Origin of the sequence: Streptomyces sp. NPDC058001, assembly GCF_042886315.1 — a bacterium.
Lineage (GTDB): Bacteria > Actinomycetota > Actinomycetes > Streptomycetales > Streptomycetaceae > Streptomyces.
Map to the genome: position 1 here is coordinate 73012 of NZ_JBHVQT010000007.1, position 16025 is coordinate 89036.

The following is a 16025-nucleotide window of genomic DNA, read 5'->3' on the forward strand; positions in this document are numbered from 1 at the left end:
TTCGAAGGGCGGTCCCGGCGGCGCGTTGGCGCGCGGAAGTCGTGGCTGTCAGCCGGAGACCGCAGGAGTGTGGATGACATACGGAGCGCGGGCACTGCCCTGCGTGTCGGCAATCATCGAAATGCACCTCCTGCTTTCTTCTTCGTCGTTGGGCGCGTCGTCGTGGGGCGAACGGCTCCCATGACGCGAACGCCTTGCGCGCCAGAGCGTACGGGGAGCCGGTCCGGCGGCGCCACGTCTTTTTGTGGCGGGCGGGAATGTAGGCGGCATGGACGCGTCGAGGGTGGCACGTCACCCTGGCCGCGATGACCAAACACCTCGCATCGCCCGACGGCACAAGGCCGTTATGGCGCAACCGCGACTTCATGCTCCTGTGGAGCGGCCAGGTCGTCTCGACCGTGGGCATGCGGGTCACGACGCTCGCGTATCCGCTGCTGGTGCTCGCGCTGACGGGTTCGCCGTTTCAGGCCGGGCTCGTGGGTTTCGCGCAGACCCTGCCGTTTCTGGTGCTGTATCTGCCCGCCAGGGCGCTGGTCGACCGCTGGGACCGCAAGCGGGTGATGCTGGCCGCCGACGGTGTCCGGGCGGTACTCATGGGGCTCGTGGTAGTGGCGGTGGCGGTGGCGGTCGACCAGGTCAGCGTGGCGCCGCTGCTCGTCGTCGTCTTCCTGGACGGCGCCTGCTTCGTGTGCTTCCAACTCGCCGAGTCCGCCGCCCTGCCGCACATCGTCCCGCGCCCCCAACTACCCACCGGGCTGGCCCAGAACCAGGCCCGCGAACTGGGCGCGGATCTGGCGGGACGCCCACTCGGCGGCGCCCTGTTCGGCATCGGACATCAACTGCCCTTCCTGTTCGACCTGTTCTCGTATGTCCTCGGCTTCCTCACCATGCTGTTCGTGCGGCCCGGGTTGCAGGAGCGGCGGGCGGACGCGCCGCGCCGGGGGCTGCTCGCCGATCTACGTGGTCGACTGGCAGCGGCCCGGCACGCCCGAGACCTATCTCGACCTGTCGCTGCGGCACGGGTCCGACTTCCCGCCCGGCACCGCTTGGGGCTACTCCAACACCAACTACCTCGTCCTCGGCATGGTGATCGGCCATGTGTCGGGCACTGACTTCCGCACCTACATCGAGCGGACGGTCCTCAAGCCCCTGCGCCTGAACGCCACATACTGGCCGGCGCCCGGCGAACTCACCCTGCGGGGCCCGCACGCCCGCAACTATGGTGTCCACCCTGCCGACCCCGGGGCGGGTCAGGTCGATGCGACGGAGCTGCCGGGCTACGAGTTCGGCGCTTCGGGCGGTCTGGTGACCACCCCGAAGGATCTCAACGCCTTCTGGGACGGCCTGTTCGGCGGCAAGCTCCTTCCGGGCTGGGCCGTGCGCCGGATGACGCACGACACGACCGATGTCGGCGGGCGCGACGTGTACCCGAAGGGCAGCCGCTACGGGTACGGCGTGGCGAGCATCCCGCTGAGCTGCGGCGGCGCGTACTGGGGGCACGGCGGTGACCTCCCCGGCGACTCGGTCGGCGGCGGCCGTGCCACCGGCGGCCGGGGAACCGTCACCGTCTACACGACCACCTGGGCCGCCGAAGGCTCCCGCCTCGCCCGCCTCCAGGGCGCGGTGGACGCGGCCCTGTGCGCCAGGCGCTGACGGACCCCACCCACGACAAAGCCACGACGAAGCCGCCTACACCGGCGCCCTCATACCGCCTCCTGCGGCTGAAGGCTGTCCATGAACGAGCTGACCGAGAAGACCGCCCGGCCGGGGCCCGCCGGACCGTAACCGGGCGGCGAGGAGAGCCCGAACTCGTCCATCGTGGCGCGGTACGACTCCAGGAGCCGGATGTGGTACTCCAGGGGCGCGCCCTCCGGGTTGGCCTTGCCGAGCGGTGTGGTCGGCTCGGGGCACCAGGTGGTGAAGCGGGGCGTGATGCCGTGGGACATGAAGTACCGCAGTCCCTCCGTGGTCGACTTGATCGCGTCGTCGACCGTGGTGAAGCCGAACGGTTCCGCCATCTCGACGCCCGCCACGAAGTTCGGGATGACATGGCGCGCGCCGAACACGTCGGCCGAGTCGAGGATGCGGCGGTGCCACTCGTCACGGCCGACGTAGCGCTCCTTGCCGGGGCAGTACAGCTCGAACAGACGCCGGTCCCACACCTCGTAGTTGGGGTGGTAGATCTGGACGCCGTAGTCCTTGAAGCGCTTGACGTCGTCCTTGGGCAGGGCCTGCGCGACGACCTTGCCGATCCAGCGGCCGGGGAAGCGTTCCTCGATGGCCTTCGCGTAGTGCCCGTAGAAGTCGGCCTCGTCGCGGCCCGCGACCTTCGACGTGACCGCGCCACCGGTGAGCGTGTACGCGGTGGATGCCTTCGCCGTGTCGTACCGGTCGATGATCTCCAGCGCCTCCAGGACCTCCTCGACGTCCTTGACCCCGGTGTACGGGCGGCCCGCCGCCTTGTGCTGGCGCCAGTTGTGGTTGATGTCGCAGTACTGGCACTCCTCCTTGGCGCCGAAGTACTGGCACACCCGGAAGACCGTCAGATAGATCAGATAGCCCCACTGGATGGTCGGCGCGACCTCCATCACCGACTTGCCGTTGGCGAGGGTGTGGCGGTAGTAGTCCGGCATCGGCGGCAGGCCCACGTCGGCGATGCGGTGGCCGTCCAGGTAGAGGCCGAGTACGCCGTCGTCGTCGGCGGCGACCCGGTACGGCGACGCCGGGTTGACCCGTACCGACACGACCGTGCGGCGCAGGTCGTAGGGGCCGCCGGTCAGGACGATCTCCTCCGGCGGGCGGCGCAGCGCGGCGGCGCCCAGCTCGGGAAGGGTGCCGTGGTCGAAGGAGAAGATGAAGTACGACTTGGGCTTGATGTCGCCGGACGCCTCGTTGGCGGTGTCGCTGAGCGCCGATTCGTCGAAGGCGAGGCCGCCGCGCAGCAGGTCCTCCTTGAACACGGCCTCGCGCGGCACATGCGGAAACCGCTCCAGCAGATCCTCGACCAGCGCGGTGCGGCTGTCCGTGGTGCCCATGGTCTCTCCTCGCTCCTCGTGGCGTGAGCCCCCGTTGCTCCCGTTCCTCACCGTATGCCCCTCGCCGCGCGCACCGGGCGGTGGGGCGTGGGACCAGGAGTCCAATCGGGTCCAGGAAAGTCCAACGGGTGGCCGACGTGGCGGGGTTGAATCGGCCTCCGGCGCGAGATCTGATGGGACCCATGCCTCAGGACCCGCGTACGCATGACCACGTCTCCCCAGGTCACGGCAGTCTTCCGCCTCGCGCCTGGTACCCGTCGTCGGACGCCGCCCGGCTCCCGCTGAACGGCACCTGGCGGTTCCGGCTCTCCCCCACAGCGACCGCGCACGACGACTCCTTCGCCCGGCCGGGGTTCGACGCGTCCGGCTGGGACGAACTGACGGTGCCCGGCCACTGGGTGCTCCAGGGCGGTGGACGCCATGGCTCACCCGCGTACACGAACACCCTCTACCCCTTCCCCCTCGACCCGCCTCGGGTGCCCACCGAGAACCCGACCGGGGACCATCTGCGGATCTTCGACCTGCCCGTCGGCGAGTGGCCCGGCACTCCGGGCGTCCACGGCAGCGCCGGTGACGAGCCGGACCCCGGCGATGTGTACCTCCGGTTCGACGGCGTCGACTCCTGTGCCCGGGTGTGGCTCAACGGCACCGAACTGGGTGAGTTCAAGGGCTCCCGGCTCCCGCACGAGTTCGCGGTCGGACCGCTGCTGCGGCCCGAGGGCAATGTGCTGGCGGTCCGGGTCCACCAGTGGTCGTCCGGGAGTTATCTGGAGGACCAGGACCAGTGGTGGCTGCCCGGGATCTTCCGTGAGGTGACCCTGCTGCACCGCCCGTCCGGCGCCGTACGCGACCACTTCGTGCACGCCTCCTACGACCACCGGGACGGCACCGGCACGCTGCGCGTGGAGTGCGAGCCCGGCGGCCGGGTCACCGTGCCCGAACTGGACATCGATGTCGCCACCGGCGAGTCCGTGACCCAGCCGGTGGAGCCGTGGACCGCCGAGACGCCGCGCCTGTACGCGGCCGAGCTGACCACCGCCGGTGAGCGCATCCCGCTGCGGATCGGCTTCCGGACCGTCGTCGTCGAGGACGGGCTCGTCAAGGTCAACGGCCGGCGGATCCTGCTGCGTGGCGTGAACCGGCACGAGTTCCATCCCGAGCACGGCCGGGCCGTCGACCTGGAGACCATGCGCGCGGACATCCGGCTGATGAAGCAGCACAACATCAACGCGGTCCGCACCAGCCACTATCCGCCGCACCCGGCGTTCCTCGACCTGTGCGACGAGGCGGGCCTGTGGGTCGTGGACGAGTGCGACCTGGAGACGCACGGCTTCCACACGGTGGGCTGGCGCGGCAACCCCGTCGCCGACGAGCGCTGGACCCCGGCGCTCCTGGACCGCGCGGCCCGCATGGTGGAGCGCGACAAGAACCACCCTTCGGTGATCGTCTGGTCCCTCGGCAACGAGTGCGGGACCGGCGCGGGTCTGACCGCGATGTCCGAGTGGATCCGCTCCCGCGATCCGGACCGGCTGATCCACTACGAGGGCGACCGGTCCTGCGCGGACACCGATTTCTACTCCCGTATGTATGCCGACCACACAGAGGTCCGCCGGATCGGCGAGCGCACCGAAGACCCGCTGGACGACCCGGAGTCGGACGCCCGCAGGCGCGCGATGCCGTTCGTGCTGTGCGAGTACGGACACGCCATGGGCAACGGTCCCGGCGGGCTCGCCGACTACCAGCGGCTCTTCGAGACGTACGAGCGCTGCCAGGGCGGTTTCGTCTGGGAGTGGATCGACCACGGACTCACCCACCCCACGCTGGGGTTCGCCTACGGAGGCGACTTCGGCGAGGACCCGCACGACGGCAACTTCGTCTGCGACGGGCTGTTGTTCCCCGACCGCACCCCGTCGCCGGGCCTGGCCGACTTCCAGCAGGTCGTCCAGCCGGTGCGGATCGAGGGCGACCCGGGCGCGGGCACGGTCCGGATCACCAATCTGTACGACTTCGCCGATCTGTCGGCGCTGACCTTCGAGTGGTCGTACGCGGTGGACGGCGAGACCCTCGCTCACGGGCCGCTGACCGTACCGCCGCTGGCGCCCGGCGAGAGCGCAGAGGTGAAGCTCCCCGCGCCGCCGCCGGGTGGCCCGGCCGGGGAGACGTACGCGACGGTGACGGCGCTGAACGCCGTCGGGACGCCATGGGTCAGGGTCGGACACGCGGTGGCGCGCGGCCAGGTCGTCGTCACACCCCGGCCGCCGCTCACGCTGCCCGCCGGGGACGCGCCCCTGCGCGGGGAGCGGCTGATCACGCTGGGCCCGGCGTCGTTCGACGCGGACACCGGCGAGCTGCGCACGGTCGGTCCGGTGCCGGTCGAGGGACTGCGCCTCGATGTGTGGCGGGCGCCCACGGACAACGACAGCGGCACGGGCCGGCTGCCCGCGCCACCGCTCGCCGCCCGCTGGCGCGCCCTCGGTCTGCACCGGGTCCGACACCGCCTGGACGACGTGGAGTTGACGGGTGACACGCTGACCGTCCGGACCCGTGTCGCCCCGGCGGCGACCGATCTGGGCCTGGACACGGTGTACCGGTGGACCGCCGACGAGCACCGCCTCGCGCTGACCGTGACGGTGACGCCGGAGGGCGACTGGCAGGTACCGCTGCCCCGCCTCGGCATCCGCTTCGCACTGCCGCGCAGCTACGAGGACGTCCGCTGGTACGGGGCCGGACCCGGCGAGAAGTATCCGGACACCGGGGGCGGGGAACTGGTCGCGCGGTGGTCGGCGGACGTGGACGACCTCCAAACGCCCTATGTGCGGCCCCAGGAGAACGGTGCCCGCGCTGAGGTCCGCCGGGCCGAACTCGCGGACGGCGGGCGGGGGTTGCGGATCGACGGCGATCCGCTGTTCTGGCTCACGGCCCGCCGCTGGACCACGGAGGAACTGGACGCGGCGACGCACCTTACGGACCTGGTGCCCGGCGACCACGTCCATGTCACCCTCGACCACGGCCAGCAGGGCATCGGCTCGGCGTCCTGCGGACCCGGGGTACTGCCGCCCTACCGGCTGGACGTCGCACCGGCGACGTTCTCGTTCGTGTTCACCGCGACGGGAAGCGGCTGAGCAGCCGGCCGGCGAGGCCGGTTCAGCGGCCTGCGGACACGGGCCGCCACAACGCGAGTTGACGATCGCGCGGCCCGTGCACCGCCTCAGGCCCGGCGTCCGTACCGAAGCGATCCCGGGTCCCCGGAGACCGCGAACCGCGCCCCCGCACCGTGCAACGCAGCGTCGGGCGCCGCCACCAGGAACCCCGACCGTGCCCTCAGCGCACCGCGGACGCGGGCCGCCACAAGGCGAGTTCACGATCACGCGGCCCACGCACCACCTCAGGCGCACCGTCCACACTGAAGCGCCGTACCGGGTGGCCCGCGTCCCACGCGGGCCACCCTGGGTCCCCGGAGACCGCGAATCGGACCCACGCGCCGTGCAGTTCGTCCGCCAGACCCTGCGGGGCGCCCGGTCCCGTGAGCATCGCTGCCTCGGGGACGCCGACCGTGTCGAAGACGAAGCCCAACTCCAGGGCGTGGCAGGCGCCGAGGCCGGGGATGTTCGACGGCCAGGCGAACTCGTACACGAAGGTGCCGGCGGGGCCGCCCGCGCGGGACTCGGCGATGCGCTGGACGGGCAGCCGCAGCAGCCGGTCGGTGATCATCTGGCCGACGAGCCGCGAGGCGGGGGCGCCGGGCAGCGCGGCGCGGTAGCCACGGACCACATCGGGTCCGCAGCGGCAGCGGGCCATGGCGGCGGTCACCGCGATCGGGCCCAACCGGTCGATACGGTCGGCGAGTCCGGTCGGTACGAGCCACAGGCGGTACTCGTCGGCGGTCCACCCCGCCATCAGGTCGATATGCGCGGCGGCGCCCTCGGCCAGGGCCTCCAGGGGATCGCGGGGCACGGTGTCGCCGTCCACGACCAGCCCGAACGCGGGCCCGCCGAGCAGCGGGCTGCTGCGCCGGGTGACCTCGCGCTGCGCCGCGAGCAGCTCGGCGCGGTCCACGGCGGCGAACGCGCGGGCGGTCGCGGGCACGCGCAGCCGGTCGGCCATACGCCGGACCATGCGGCGGACCTTGTCGCGCGGCAGCGTCTCCGGTGGGCCGCTCTGGAGCACCGCGCGCCGGAACAGCCCCTGCGCGCGCGGGCTGGTGAGCAGGGCGCCGATGCTGATGGCGCCCGCGGACTCGCCGAAGACAGTCACCTGGTCCGGGTCGCCGCCGAATCCGGCGACGTTGTCCCGTACCCATTCCAGCGCGGCGATCTGGTCGCGCAGACCGGGGTTGGCGGGGGCGTCCGGGAAGAGTCCGTAACCCTCCACGCCCAGGCGGTAGTTGAAGGAGACGAGGACGACTCCGTCGCGGGCGAAGGCGCGGCCGTCGTAGACGGGGACGGCCGAGGAGCCGCGGGTCAGGGCGCCGCCGTGGACCCACACCATCACCGGAAGGCGCGCGTCCGGCGCGGGTTCGGGTGTCCACACATTGACGGTGAGGCAGTCGTCGCCGAGCACCACCGGATCGGCGAGCAGCCGGGCGAACGCCTCCGTGTACGGGACCTTGGGCGGCGTCGGCCCGAAGGCGACCGTGTCACGGACACCGTCCCAGGGCTCGGGCGGCACGGGCGGCCGGAAGCGGTGCGGGCCGAAGGGCGGGGCGGCGTACGGGATGCCCTGGAAGACGGCGATCCGCGCGGCACCGGACGCACCGGGTGCCCCGGTCGCCTCCTCGTACCGGCCGCGCACGGCGCCGTGGACGGTGTGCGCCACGGGGGCGTCGGTCACGGCCGCACTCCTTCTTCCGACACACTCCGGCCTTCCTTCACGCCCCGGTCTTCCCACATGCTCCGGCGTCGCCGCACGGTCCATTCCGCTGCCGCTCCGATCCGGGCCGCCCAGCGGATGCCGCCGAGCAGATGGGCGCGGAACGCGGGGTCGCCGTACGCCTCCTCGGTATGTCCGAGCGCCGTGTAGAAGACGCGCCCGGGGCCGTGCCCATGGCACCACACGAGCGGGTGGTCGGCCCCCATCGCGCCGCCTTCGTAGGAGGTTTCGTCGGCGGTGGCCAGGATGTGCGCGGTGCCGCGCGGGTTGGCCCGGAAGTCGTACCACTCGTCGGTGAGGTCCCAGGTGGCGGGGAGGTGCCGGGTCGCCGGGTGGGTGCGGTCCTCGACGGTGACGCGGCCGGGCTGGAGCGCGGGGTGCCGGGCGAAACGGGCGCCGAGCAGCTCGCCGTACCAGGGCCAGTCGTACTCGGCGCAGGCCGCCGCGTGCACACCGACGAAGGCGCCGCCCGTGTCCAGGTACCGGACCAGCTCGGCACGGCCCGCTTCGGTGAGGATCTCGCCGGTGGTGGAGAGGAAGACGACGGCGGCGTACCTGCTGAGGCCGTACTCCAGTGCCGTGGGGTCCTCGGTGGCGTCCACCTCGAAGCCGTGGGCCGCGCCCAACTCGCGCACGGTACGGATGCCCGCCGGGATGGAATCGTGCCGGTAACCGGTGGTTCTGGAGTACGTCAGGACGCGGGGCTCTTCGCTCGGCATGTCCCGCACCTTACTTTCCGGGTGTCCGATTCGTTCAAGACCGAGTGCGCCGCCGTTGCCTAAGGTCGGGGTATGACTCCACGTTTTGATCTTGTCGGCCTCGTTGTCTCCGACATGGCCGCTTCGCTGGCCTTCTACCGTCGGCTCGGGATCGAGTTTCCCGAGGGGGCGGACCAGGAAGGGCATGTCGAGGCCACGCTGCCGGGTGGGCCGCGCTTCGCGCTCGACACCGAGGAGACCATCCGCTCCTTCCACCCCGGCTGGCGGCCCGGCACGGGCGGCCGGCTGAGCCTGGCCTTCCTGTGCGACGGTCCCGAGGACGTCGACCGGACGTACGACGCGCTGGTGGCGGCCGGTTACGAGGGTGAGCTGAAGCCCTGGGACGCCTTCTGGGGGCAGCGGTACGCGGTCGTCAAGGACCCCGACGGGAACGGTGTCGACCTGTTCGCCGCACTGTCGGCGCCGCCCTCGGCCTGAACGGTTCGCCCTCGACCTGAACGGTTGGCCTTCGATCTGACGGTTCGGCCTCAGCCCGACAGGTCGGCTACCAGTCGGGCGGCGAACGGTACGGGGATGCCGTGGCGGTCGGCCGCCCGGAGCAACGCCCCGCCGATCGCGTCGAGTTCGAGTGGCCGGCCCGCCTCCGCGTCACGCAGCATGGACGACTTGCCGCCGGCCGCGAAGGCGTCGTACAGCGCCATGGTCCTCTCCGGATCGGCCGGGGCGCCGCAGGCCGCGCTGACCTCGGCGGCCTCCGCGACAAGCGCCGTCAGCTCGTCGCGGCGCGCGGTGCGTACCTCGCCGATGGTGAGGCGGTAGCGGGTGGTGAGCAGGGCGAAGGGGGCGAGGAAGGCAAGCTTCGCCCAGAGCGCGGTGGTCTCGTCCTCGACCACGCGGGTACGGATTCCGGCGCCGTTCAGCAGCGCGGCCACCGGTGCCGGCCGCTCGGGGGCGCCGGCCAGGTCGATCTCCGTGAACGGACTGCCGTGCTCCACGATTCCCGGCGCGGTACGGGTCGACTCGACGCGGATCACGGCCGCCGCGACCTGCCGTGTGCCGTAGCGGCTGCGCAGGGCGTCCAGGTGCTCGATGCCGTTGAGCAGCGGTACGACGAGACCGTCGGCGACCAGGGCCGGGGGGATGCGCTCCAACGCGGCGTCCAGGGCGGTGTGTTTGACGGTGACCAGGCAGAGGTCGACCGGCTCGCGGAGTTCCGTGTCGGCCTCGACGCGCGCCGTGAAGTCGCCGAACTGCCCGCTGTGTACGCGGATTCCGTCCCGGCGCAGTGTGTGCGCCGTCTCCGCCGACGCCACACAGACGACCCGGTGCCCGGCGCGGGAGAGGAGGGCGGCGAGGAGTCCGCCGACGCCGCCGGGGCCGAGAACGGCGACGGATGTCCGGGGGTGTGGGGTGGTGGGCACAGCGGGGATGTCCTTCCGGGCGGTCGGGTGGACTGTGGGCGAGGGTGGTCGCGTCGGGAGGGTCGCGTCGGGGGTTCGTGTCGGGTGGGTCGGCACCCCTCCCCCGTCCCCGGGCGCCGGTCCGGACCGGTCTCGGGGGCGAGGGACGGGTTGCCGCCCTGGGGCCCTGTGGTGATGATCGAACAGGCCGGACACCCAAGTCAATCGTCGGGATATCTTCACCGTACCCAAGCGATACCTTGGGGTTCATGACCCTTGACGACCTACGGGTGTTCGTGGCGGTGTGCCGGGCGGGCAGCCTGAGCGCGGTGGCCAGGGAACTGTCGTGCACACAGTCCGCGGTGAGTCAGCGCGTGAAGCGGCTGGAGCGCGAGACCGGGACCCCGCTCCTGGAGCGCCGGCCGCGCGGTGTCGTCCCCACGCCTGCGGGTCGGATCCTGCTCACGGCGGCGGCGGACGGCATCACCGGACTCGACATCGCGCTGCGCCGCCTGGGCGAGTTCGTGCGGGAGGAGGCCGGTTCCGTACGGGTGACGACGGGCGCGACGACCGTCCGGCACTTCATGGCCGAGGCCGTCGTGGACTTCCGGCGGCGGCATCCCCGGGTGAACCTGGAGTTCCAGACGGCGAGTTCGAGCCGGCACTGCTTCGACGCGCTCTCCTCGCACCTGCTCGACCTCGCGTGGGTGACCATCGGCGACCCCGTACGCGGCATCGAGCAGCGGACGGTCCTCGAACTGCCGTGGGTACTCGCGGTCCGCGCCGATGACCCGCTCGCCGAACGGACCAGGGCCGACGCCGACGATCTCGCCGCCGCACGGCACATCCGGCTCCCGCACCATTCCTCGTCCCGGGCCCATCTGGACGCCGCCTTCTCCGCGTTGGGCATTCCGCTGACGTCCGACACGAGCGTCGCCGACTGGGACACCGCCGTCCTGCTCGCCGAACTCGGCCTCGGGCACGCGGTGGTACCGGCCGTACCGGGCCGATACGTCCCGGGCACGGGCGGCCCGCTCCGCTTCCTCCCCGTACCGGACCTGCCACCACTGCCGGTGGGCTGGGCCGTACGCCGCTGGAACACCCTCTCCCCACTGGCCCGAGCCTTCGCCGACACGGTCAGCGGATCAGGGTGGTGAGCGAGGTGCCCGCCAACTCCTCCACGTCCCGGGCGAGATGGGCCTGATCGGCATAGCCGACGCGGGCGGCCGTGTCCGCGAAGGGGGTGCCCGCGCGGGCCAGTGCGAGGGCGTGTTGCAGACGGAGGACACGGGCGAGGGTCTTGGGGCCGTAGCCGAACGCGGCGAGGGAGTGCCGGTCCAGGCGGCGGGCGCCCAGGCCCAGGGCGTCGGCGGTGGCCGCGCCGGACTGACCGGCTGCGAGCAGGGGGTCGGGGGGCGCCGTGTCGGCCGCGCGCCGTCGTGCGATCGCTTCCAGCGCGGTCGCGGGGTCCTCGGCGGCGTTCACCTCGGCGGCGGGCCAGAGGTCGGCGAGGTCGACGCGGAGGTCCCGCAGGGTGTGGGCGGGGGCACCCAGGACCGCCCTATTGCGCCCGCACAGGGCGGGAATCTGTTCCCGCCGACGCCGCGGCGCGCCGCGATGGCGAGGTACGACGGGACGTCGCGCACCCCTCTACTCCGCCGGAGGCGGGAGGGCACGTGTCAGCACCTGTTCCCGCCGACGCGGCGGCGCGCCCCGGCGGCGAGGGTCCGGCGGAATACGAGGCGTCGCGCACCCCCCTTTCCGCCGGAGGCAAGGGTGGCCCCCGTAACCCCGTAACCCCGCAGCCCGCCGGAGGCGAGTGGCTGCCTGGCAGGGCGACGTCGCGGCAGCAGGCCGGGGGCAACGGTGCGGTATATCCGGGTCAGCTCACCGCACGGTGATCCGCTGGGCTGACCCCGTATTCCCTCTTGAAGGCGCTGGACAGTGCGAAGGCGCTGCCGTAGCCCACCTGGCGGGCGATCGCCGCGATCGTGTGGTCGCCGTCCCGGAGCAGGTCGGCGGCCAGGGCGAGGCGCCAGCCGGTGAGGTACGTCATCGGGGGCTCCCCCACCAGCGCGCTGAAGCGGCGGGCCAGCGCGGCCCGGGAGACTCCCGCCTTCGCCGCCAGCGAGGCGACCGTCCAGGGATGCGCGGGTTCGTCCTGGAGGAGGCGCAGGATCCGTCCCACGACGGGGTCGCCGAGTGCCTGGTACCAGGCGGGTGCCTCCGCCTCCGGCCGGGAGAACCAGGCCCGCAGCACCTGGATGACGAGGAGGTCGAGCAGTCGGTCGAGGACGACCTCCTGCCCCGGCGCGTCCCGCACCATCTCCTCGGCGAGCAGCGGCATCAGCGGCGACTGCCACATGTCGGAGGTGAGGGTGAGCATCGGAGGCAGCGCGTCGAGGAGCCGCCCACTGATCTCGCCCCGCATCTGGTAGGTGCCGATCAGCATGACGGCCGACCCGTCGGGGTTGTCGCCCCAGGTCCGTACGCCCAGGTCCATCGCCCCGTCGAGGGACCGCCCGTCAGGGGTGGCACAGACACCACCCGGCAGACACAGGGCGCGCGGCGCGGTCGCCGGGTCGTCGGCGCAGACATAGGCGTCGGGGCCGCGCGCGAGGGCCACGTCACCGGGGCGCAGGAGGAAGGGTTCACCGGCGTCCGGCACCACCCATGCCTCACCGCGGGCCATGGCCATCAGGGAGAGCGGGGCACGGTCCTCGACCCGGACGGACCACGGCGGATCGAAGCACGCACGGATCATGAAGGCACCACGCGCGCGTGGCCCTTCCAGCAGGCCGGCGAGGGCGTCCATACCGATCAGCGTAAACGTTCGTTCGGGCGGTCGGCCCCGGGCCGGGGGAACCCCGGCACCCGCTCACCCCCGCGGCTGCGCGCCCGACCCGCCGTTGGACCCCCGCGAGGGATCCTCATGCGGCACCGCAGGATGGTCGCCGCCGCGTTTGACATGGGTCCGCAGGCGGGAGCCGACGTCGTCCGGCGGCAGGAACTTCGACCAGCGTTCCGGGAATTCGGACGGCATGTCCACATCGGCGTCATCGTCGTCGGCGGAGTAGTCCGCGTAGTCGGCGTCGTCCCCGCCGGCCCCGTACTCGGCGTAGTCGGAGTACGCGGCGCCACCGTGCCGCCGCCAGGCCGCCGCCCGTGCCACGTACTCGGCGGCCTGGGCCTGCCGCAGCCGTTCCTGTGTGGCACGCGCGGCGGCGATCGCCAGGGACGGCCAGACGCGGTCGATGGCGGCGTTGACGGCGGCGCCCACGAGGACCGCGAAGGCGGACACGCCGATCCACAGGAGTACGGCGACGGGCGCGGCCAACGAGCCGTAGATCGTGGGGCCTTCGACGGTGCTGGTCAGATAGATCCGGAGCAGGAAGGAGCCCAGGACCCACATGGCGAGGGCGACCAGGGCGCCGGGCACGTCCTCCAGCCACGGCGAGCGGACCGGCACGGACACGTGGTAGAGCGTCGTCAGGAAGACCACCGAGAGCACGATCACGACAGGCCAGTACAGGATCTGCACCACCGTCGCCGACCACGGCACGATCGACACGACGGCGTCCGGCCCCGCGACCATCAGCGGCAGCGCGATCGAACCGATCACCAGCGCCACCAGGAAGAGGAGGAAGGCGAGCAGGCGGGTCTTGACGATGCCGCGGGCGCCGTCGAGTCCGTACATCACGGTGATGGTGTCGATGAAGACGTTCACCGCGCGCGATCCCGACCACAGGGCGAACAGGAATCCGATCGAGATGATGTCGGGCCGGCCGCCCTTCATCACGTCTTCGAGGATCGGCTGGGCGATCTCACGGACGCCCTGGTCGGACAGGACGGTCCGGGACGCCTCCAGAAGGTTGGTCTGGAGGCTGGCGATGGTGCTGGCACCGGTCCAGTCGTCCACGTAACCCAAGAGGCCGATGAGGCTCAGGAGCAGCGGTGGTACGGAGAGCAGCGTGAAGAAGGCGGCTTCGGCGGCCAGACCGAGGATCCGGTACTCCATGCACGAGTTGACGGTGTCCTTGAGCAGCAGCCAGGCGGTCCTGCGCATCGACACGTTCCGGTAGAGGGCGCGAGCCCGGTGAAGACGGCCGACAGACCGCTCAGGTGTTTCTTTTGCCTGGTGCACCTCCTTACCGTAGCGGCATGGCAGCGACCACCCACACAGTGACCAACCAGGCTCCTTCGCTGGTCGGATATGACGTTTTTGCCGCCGACCGGGCCCTGTCCGAGGCCGTCGGGCGGCATCTCGATCCGGGTCTTCTGGACGAGGCGCGGACCGAGTTGTCGGAGCTGGGCCGCACCGCGGGTTCCGCGCAGGCGCAGGAGTGGGGGTTCCAGGCGAACGAGAACCCACCGAAGCTGCGCACCCACGACCGCTACGGCCACCGGATCGACGAGGTCGACTTCCATCCGGCGTGGCACCGGCTGCTCGGCAAGGGCGTATCGGCGGGCCTGACGGCCGCCTGGTCGCGGCCGGGGGGCCATGTGCGGCGGGCGGCGGCGTTCCTGGTGTGGTCGCAGGTCGAGGCGGGCCACGGCTGCCCGCTGTCGATGACGCACGCGGCGGTGCCCGCGCTGCGCGCCGACCCGGAGCTGGCCGCCGAGTGGGAGCCCCGGCTGACCTCGCGGATCTACGACGAGGGCCTGCGGCCCGCCGCGCGCAAGGCCGGTGTGCTCTTCGGGATGGGCATGACGGAGAAGCAGGGCGGCAGCGACGTACGCGCCAACACGACGGTCGCGCGGGCGCTCGCGGAGACCGGGACCTACGCGCTGACCGGGCACAAGTGGTTCTGTTCGGCGCCGATGTCGGACGGTTTCCTGGTGCTCGCGCAGGCCGATGAGGGGCTGACCTGCTTCCTGGTGCCCCGGGTCCTCGCGGACGGCTCACGCAATGTGTTCGCGATCCAGCGGCTGAAGGACAAGCTGGGCAACCGGTCGAACGCGTCGGCCGAGGTCGAGTTCGACGGGACCTGGGGGCGCCGGGTCGGTGACGAGGGCCGGGGGGTGCGCACGATCATCGACATGGTCGCGGCGACCCGGCTCGACTGTGTGATCGGTTCGGCGTCGCTGATGCGTCAGGCCGTCGCGCAGGCGGTGCACCACTGCACCTACCGGGAGGCGTTCGGCGGGCGGCTCATCGACAAGCCGCTGATGCGTAACGTCCTGGCGGATCTGGCGCTGGAGTCCGAGGCGGCGACGACGCTGGCGCTGCGCCTGGCGGCGGCCTACGACCGTGCGGCCGAGGGCGACGAGCAGGAGCGGGCACTGCTGCGGCTCGCGGTGCCGGCCGCCAAGTACTGGGTGACCAAGCGGTGCACGCCGGTCACGGCGGAGGCCCTGGAGTGCCTGGGCGGCAATGGGTACGTGGAGGAGTCGGGCATGCCCCGGCTGCTGCGCGAGGCGCCGCTGAACTCGATCTGGGAGGGCTCGGGCAATGTCCAGGCACTGGACGTCCTGCGCGCCCTGCAACGTGAGCCGCAGTCCCTGAACGCGTTCCTGAACGAGGTCGGTGCCGCGCGCGGCGCCGATCACCGCCTGGACGGCGCGATCAAGGACCTGCTGACCGAACTCGCCGATCTGGAGGGCGTGGAGGCGCGGGCGCGGCGGCTGGTGGAGCGGATGGCGCTGGTGCTCCAGGGCTCCCTGCTGGTGCGGTACGCGCCGTCCGAGGTCGCCGACGCGTTCTGCGCTTCCCGGCTCGGCGGGGACTGGGGCTCGGCGTTCGGCACGCTGCCGCACAGCCTCGACCTGGCGTCCGTGGTGGAGCGCGCGCGACCTGTCGAGTGAGAGACACAGACAAGCGGCACGTGGCGCAGAGCAGTAAGAGGAGTGGACAAGCAAGGGGCGCCGAGGGGCGTACGCCACAGGGGTGGTGCTGCGCCGACACGGCACCACCCCCGCACTTGGCTCCGTAACAGGAGCCTGCGCCCGGAACGAGCGGCGCCGCGCCAAGCCTCCGGCAACGAGGGGCCGTTCACCAGAGT

The 16025-nt window shown here is 72.0% G+C and carries 12 protein-coding genes and 1 pseudogene; 6 read left to right on the forward strand and 7 right to left on the reverse strand.

Going from position 1 to position 16025, the window contains the following annotated elements:
* The first annotated feature begins 305 nt into the window (after nucleotides 1–305).
* Both ACFVT5_RS18505 and ACFVT5_RS18510 read left to right on the forward strand, forming a co-directional pair.
* Nucleotides 306–1112: an MFS transporter gene (locus ACFVT5_RS18505; protein ID WP_389888399.1), complete on the forward strand. Its 807-nt coding sequence runs from the start codon at nucleotides 306–308 to the stop codon at nucleotides 1110–1112.
* On the forward strand, nucleotides 1012–1653 hold the full coding sequence (locus ACFVT5_RS18510; RefSeq protein WP_389889431.1) for a serine hydrolase domain-containing protein: 642 nt from the start codon (nucleotides 1012–1014) through the stop codon (nucleotides 1651–1653). The genes ACFVT5_RS18505 and ACFVT5_RS18510 overlap by 101 nt, the downstream gene beginning before the upstream one ends.
* 50 nt (nucleotides 1654–1703) lie before the next feature.
* Here ACFVT5_RS18510 and ACFVT5_RS18515 read toward each other — a convergent pair whose 3' ends face one another.
* The gene (locus tag ACFVT5_RS18515; protein WP_389888401.1) at nucleotides 1704–3035 is read right to left on the reverse strand and encodes a radical SAM protein; all 1332 of its coding nucleotides are present in this window, start codon (nucleotides 3033–3035) and stop codon (nucleotides 1704–1706) included.
* Nucleotides 3036–3217: 182 nt separating this feature from the next.
* On the opposite strand from ACFVT5_RS18515, the gene ACFVT5_RS18520 reads away from it, so the two are divergent.
* Nucleotides 3218–6157, forward strand: coding sequence for a glycoside hydrolase family 2 TIM barrel-domain containing protein (locus tag ACFVT5_RS18520; protein ID WP_389888404.1), 2940 nt, complete (start codon nucleotides 3218–3220; stop codon nucleotides 6155–6157).
* Between the two features lie 199 nt (nucleotides 6158–6356).
* On the opposite strand, the gene ACFVT5_RS18525 is transcribed toward ACFVT5_RS18520, so the two are convergent.
* Nucleotides 6357–7949 (reverse strand): carboxylesterase/lipase family protein, encoded by a 1593-nt coding sequence (locus ACFVT5_RS18525; protein ID WP_389888407.1) that lies wholly within the window; start codon nucleotides 7947–7949, stop codon nucleotides 6357–6359.
* Nucleotides 7862–8623 carry a ThuA domain-containing protein gene (locus ACFVT5_RS18530; protein WP_389888410.1) on the reverse strand — a complete coding sequence of 254 codons (762 nt, stop codon included), beginning with the start codon at nucleotides 8621–8623 and terminating at the stop codon, nucleotides 7862–7864. The genes ACFVT5_RS18525 and ACFVT5_RS18530 overlap by 88 nt, the downstream gene beginning before the upstream one ends.
* A gap of 72 nt (nucleotides 8624–8695) precedes the next feature.
* On the opposite strand from ACFVT5_RS18530, the gene ACFVT5_RS18535 reads away from it, so the two are divergent.
* Complete coding sequence (locus ACFVT5_RS18535; RefSeq protein WP_389888413.1) at nucleotides 8696–9100, forward strand: VOC family protein; 405 nt, start codon at nucleotides 8696–8698, stop codon at nucleotides 9098–9100.
* Between the two features lie 50 nt (nucleotides 9101–9150).
* On the opposite strand, the gene ACFVT5_RS18540 is transcribed toward ACFVT5_RS18535, so the two are convergent.
* A complete protein-coding gene (locus ACFVT5_RS18540; protein WP_389888417.1) occupies nucleotides 9151–10044 on the reverse strand; it encodes a ketopantoate reductase family protein in 894 nt (297 codons plus the stop codon).
* 248 nt (nucleotides 10045–10292) lie between these two features.
* Between ACFVT5_RS18540 and ACFVT5_RS18545 the strand changes: the two genes are divergently transcribed.
* The gene (locus tag ACFVT5_RS18545; RefSeq protein WP_389888420.1) at nucleotides 10293–11180 is read left to right on the forward strand and encodes a LysR family transcriptional regulator; all 888 of its coding nucleotides are present in this window, start codon (nucleotides 10293–10295) and stop codon (nucleotides 11178–11180) included.
* Here the strand turns inward: ACFVT5_RS18545 and ACFVT5_RS18550 are convergent.
* The 3 genes and pseudogenes from ACFVT5_RS18550 to ACFVT5_RS18560 all read right to left on the reverse strand — a co-directional run.
* A pseudogene (locus ACFVT5_RS18550) lies at nucleotides 11161–11595 on the reverse strand (helix-turn-helix domain-containing protein); the annotation flags it as partial. The gene ACFVT5_RS18545 and the pseudogene ACFVT5_RS18550 overlap by 20 nt on opposite strands.
* A 310-nt stretch (nucleotides 11596–11905) precedes the next feature.
* The gene (locus ACFVT5_RS18555) at nucleotides 11906–12838 is read right to left on the reverse strand and encodes a cupin domain-containing protein (protein ID WP_389888423.1); all 933 of its coding nucleotides are present in this window, start codon (nucleotides 12836–12838) and stop codon (nucleotides 11906–11908) included.
* 63 nt (nucleotides 12839–12901) lie between these two features.
* Complete coding sequence (locus tag ACFVT5_RS18560) at nucleotides 12902–14167, reverse strand: YihY/virulence factor BrkB family protein (RefSeq protein WP_389888426.1); 1266 nt, start codon at nucleotides 14165–14167, stop codon at nucleotides 12902–12904.
* Between the two features lie 17 nt (nucleotides 14168–14184).
* On the opposite strand from ACFVT5_RS18560, the gene ACFVT5_RS18565 reads away from it, so the two are divergent.
* Nucleotides 14185–15828, forward strand: a complete 1644-nt coding sequence (locus ACFVT5_RS18565; protein ID WP_389888429.1) for an acyl-CoA dehydrogenase family protein — start codon at nucleotides 14185–14187, stop codon at nucleotides 15826–15828.
* Nucleotides 15829–16025: the final 197 nt, after the last annotated feature.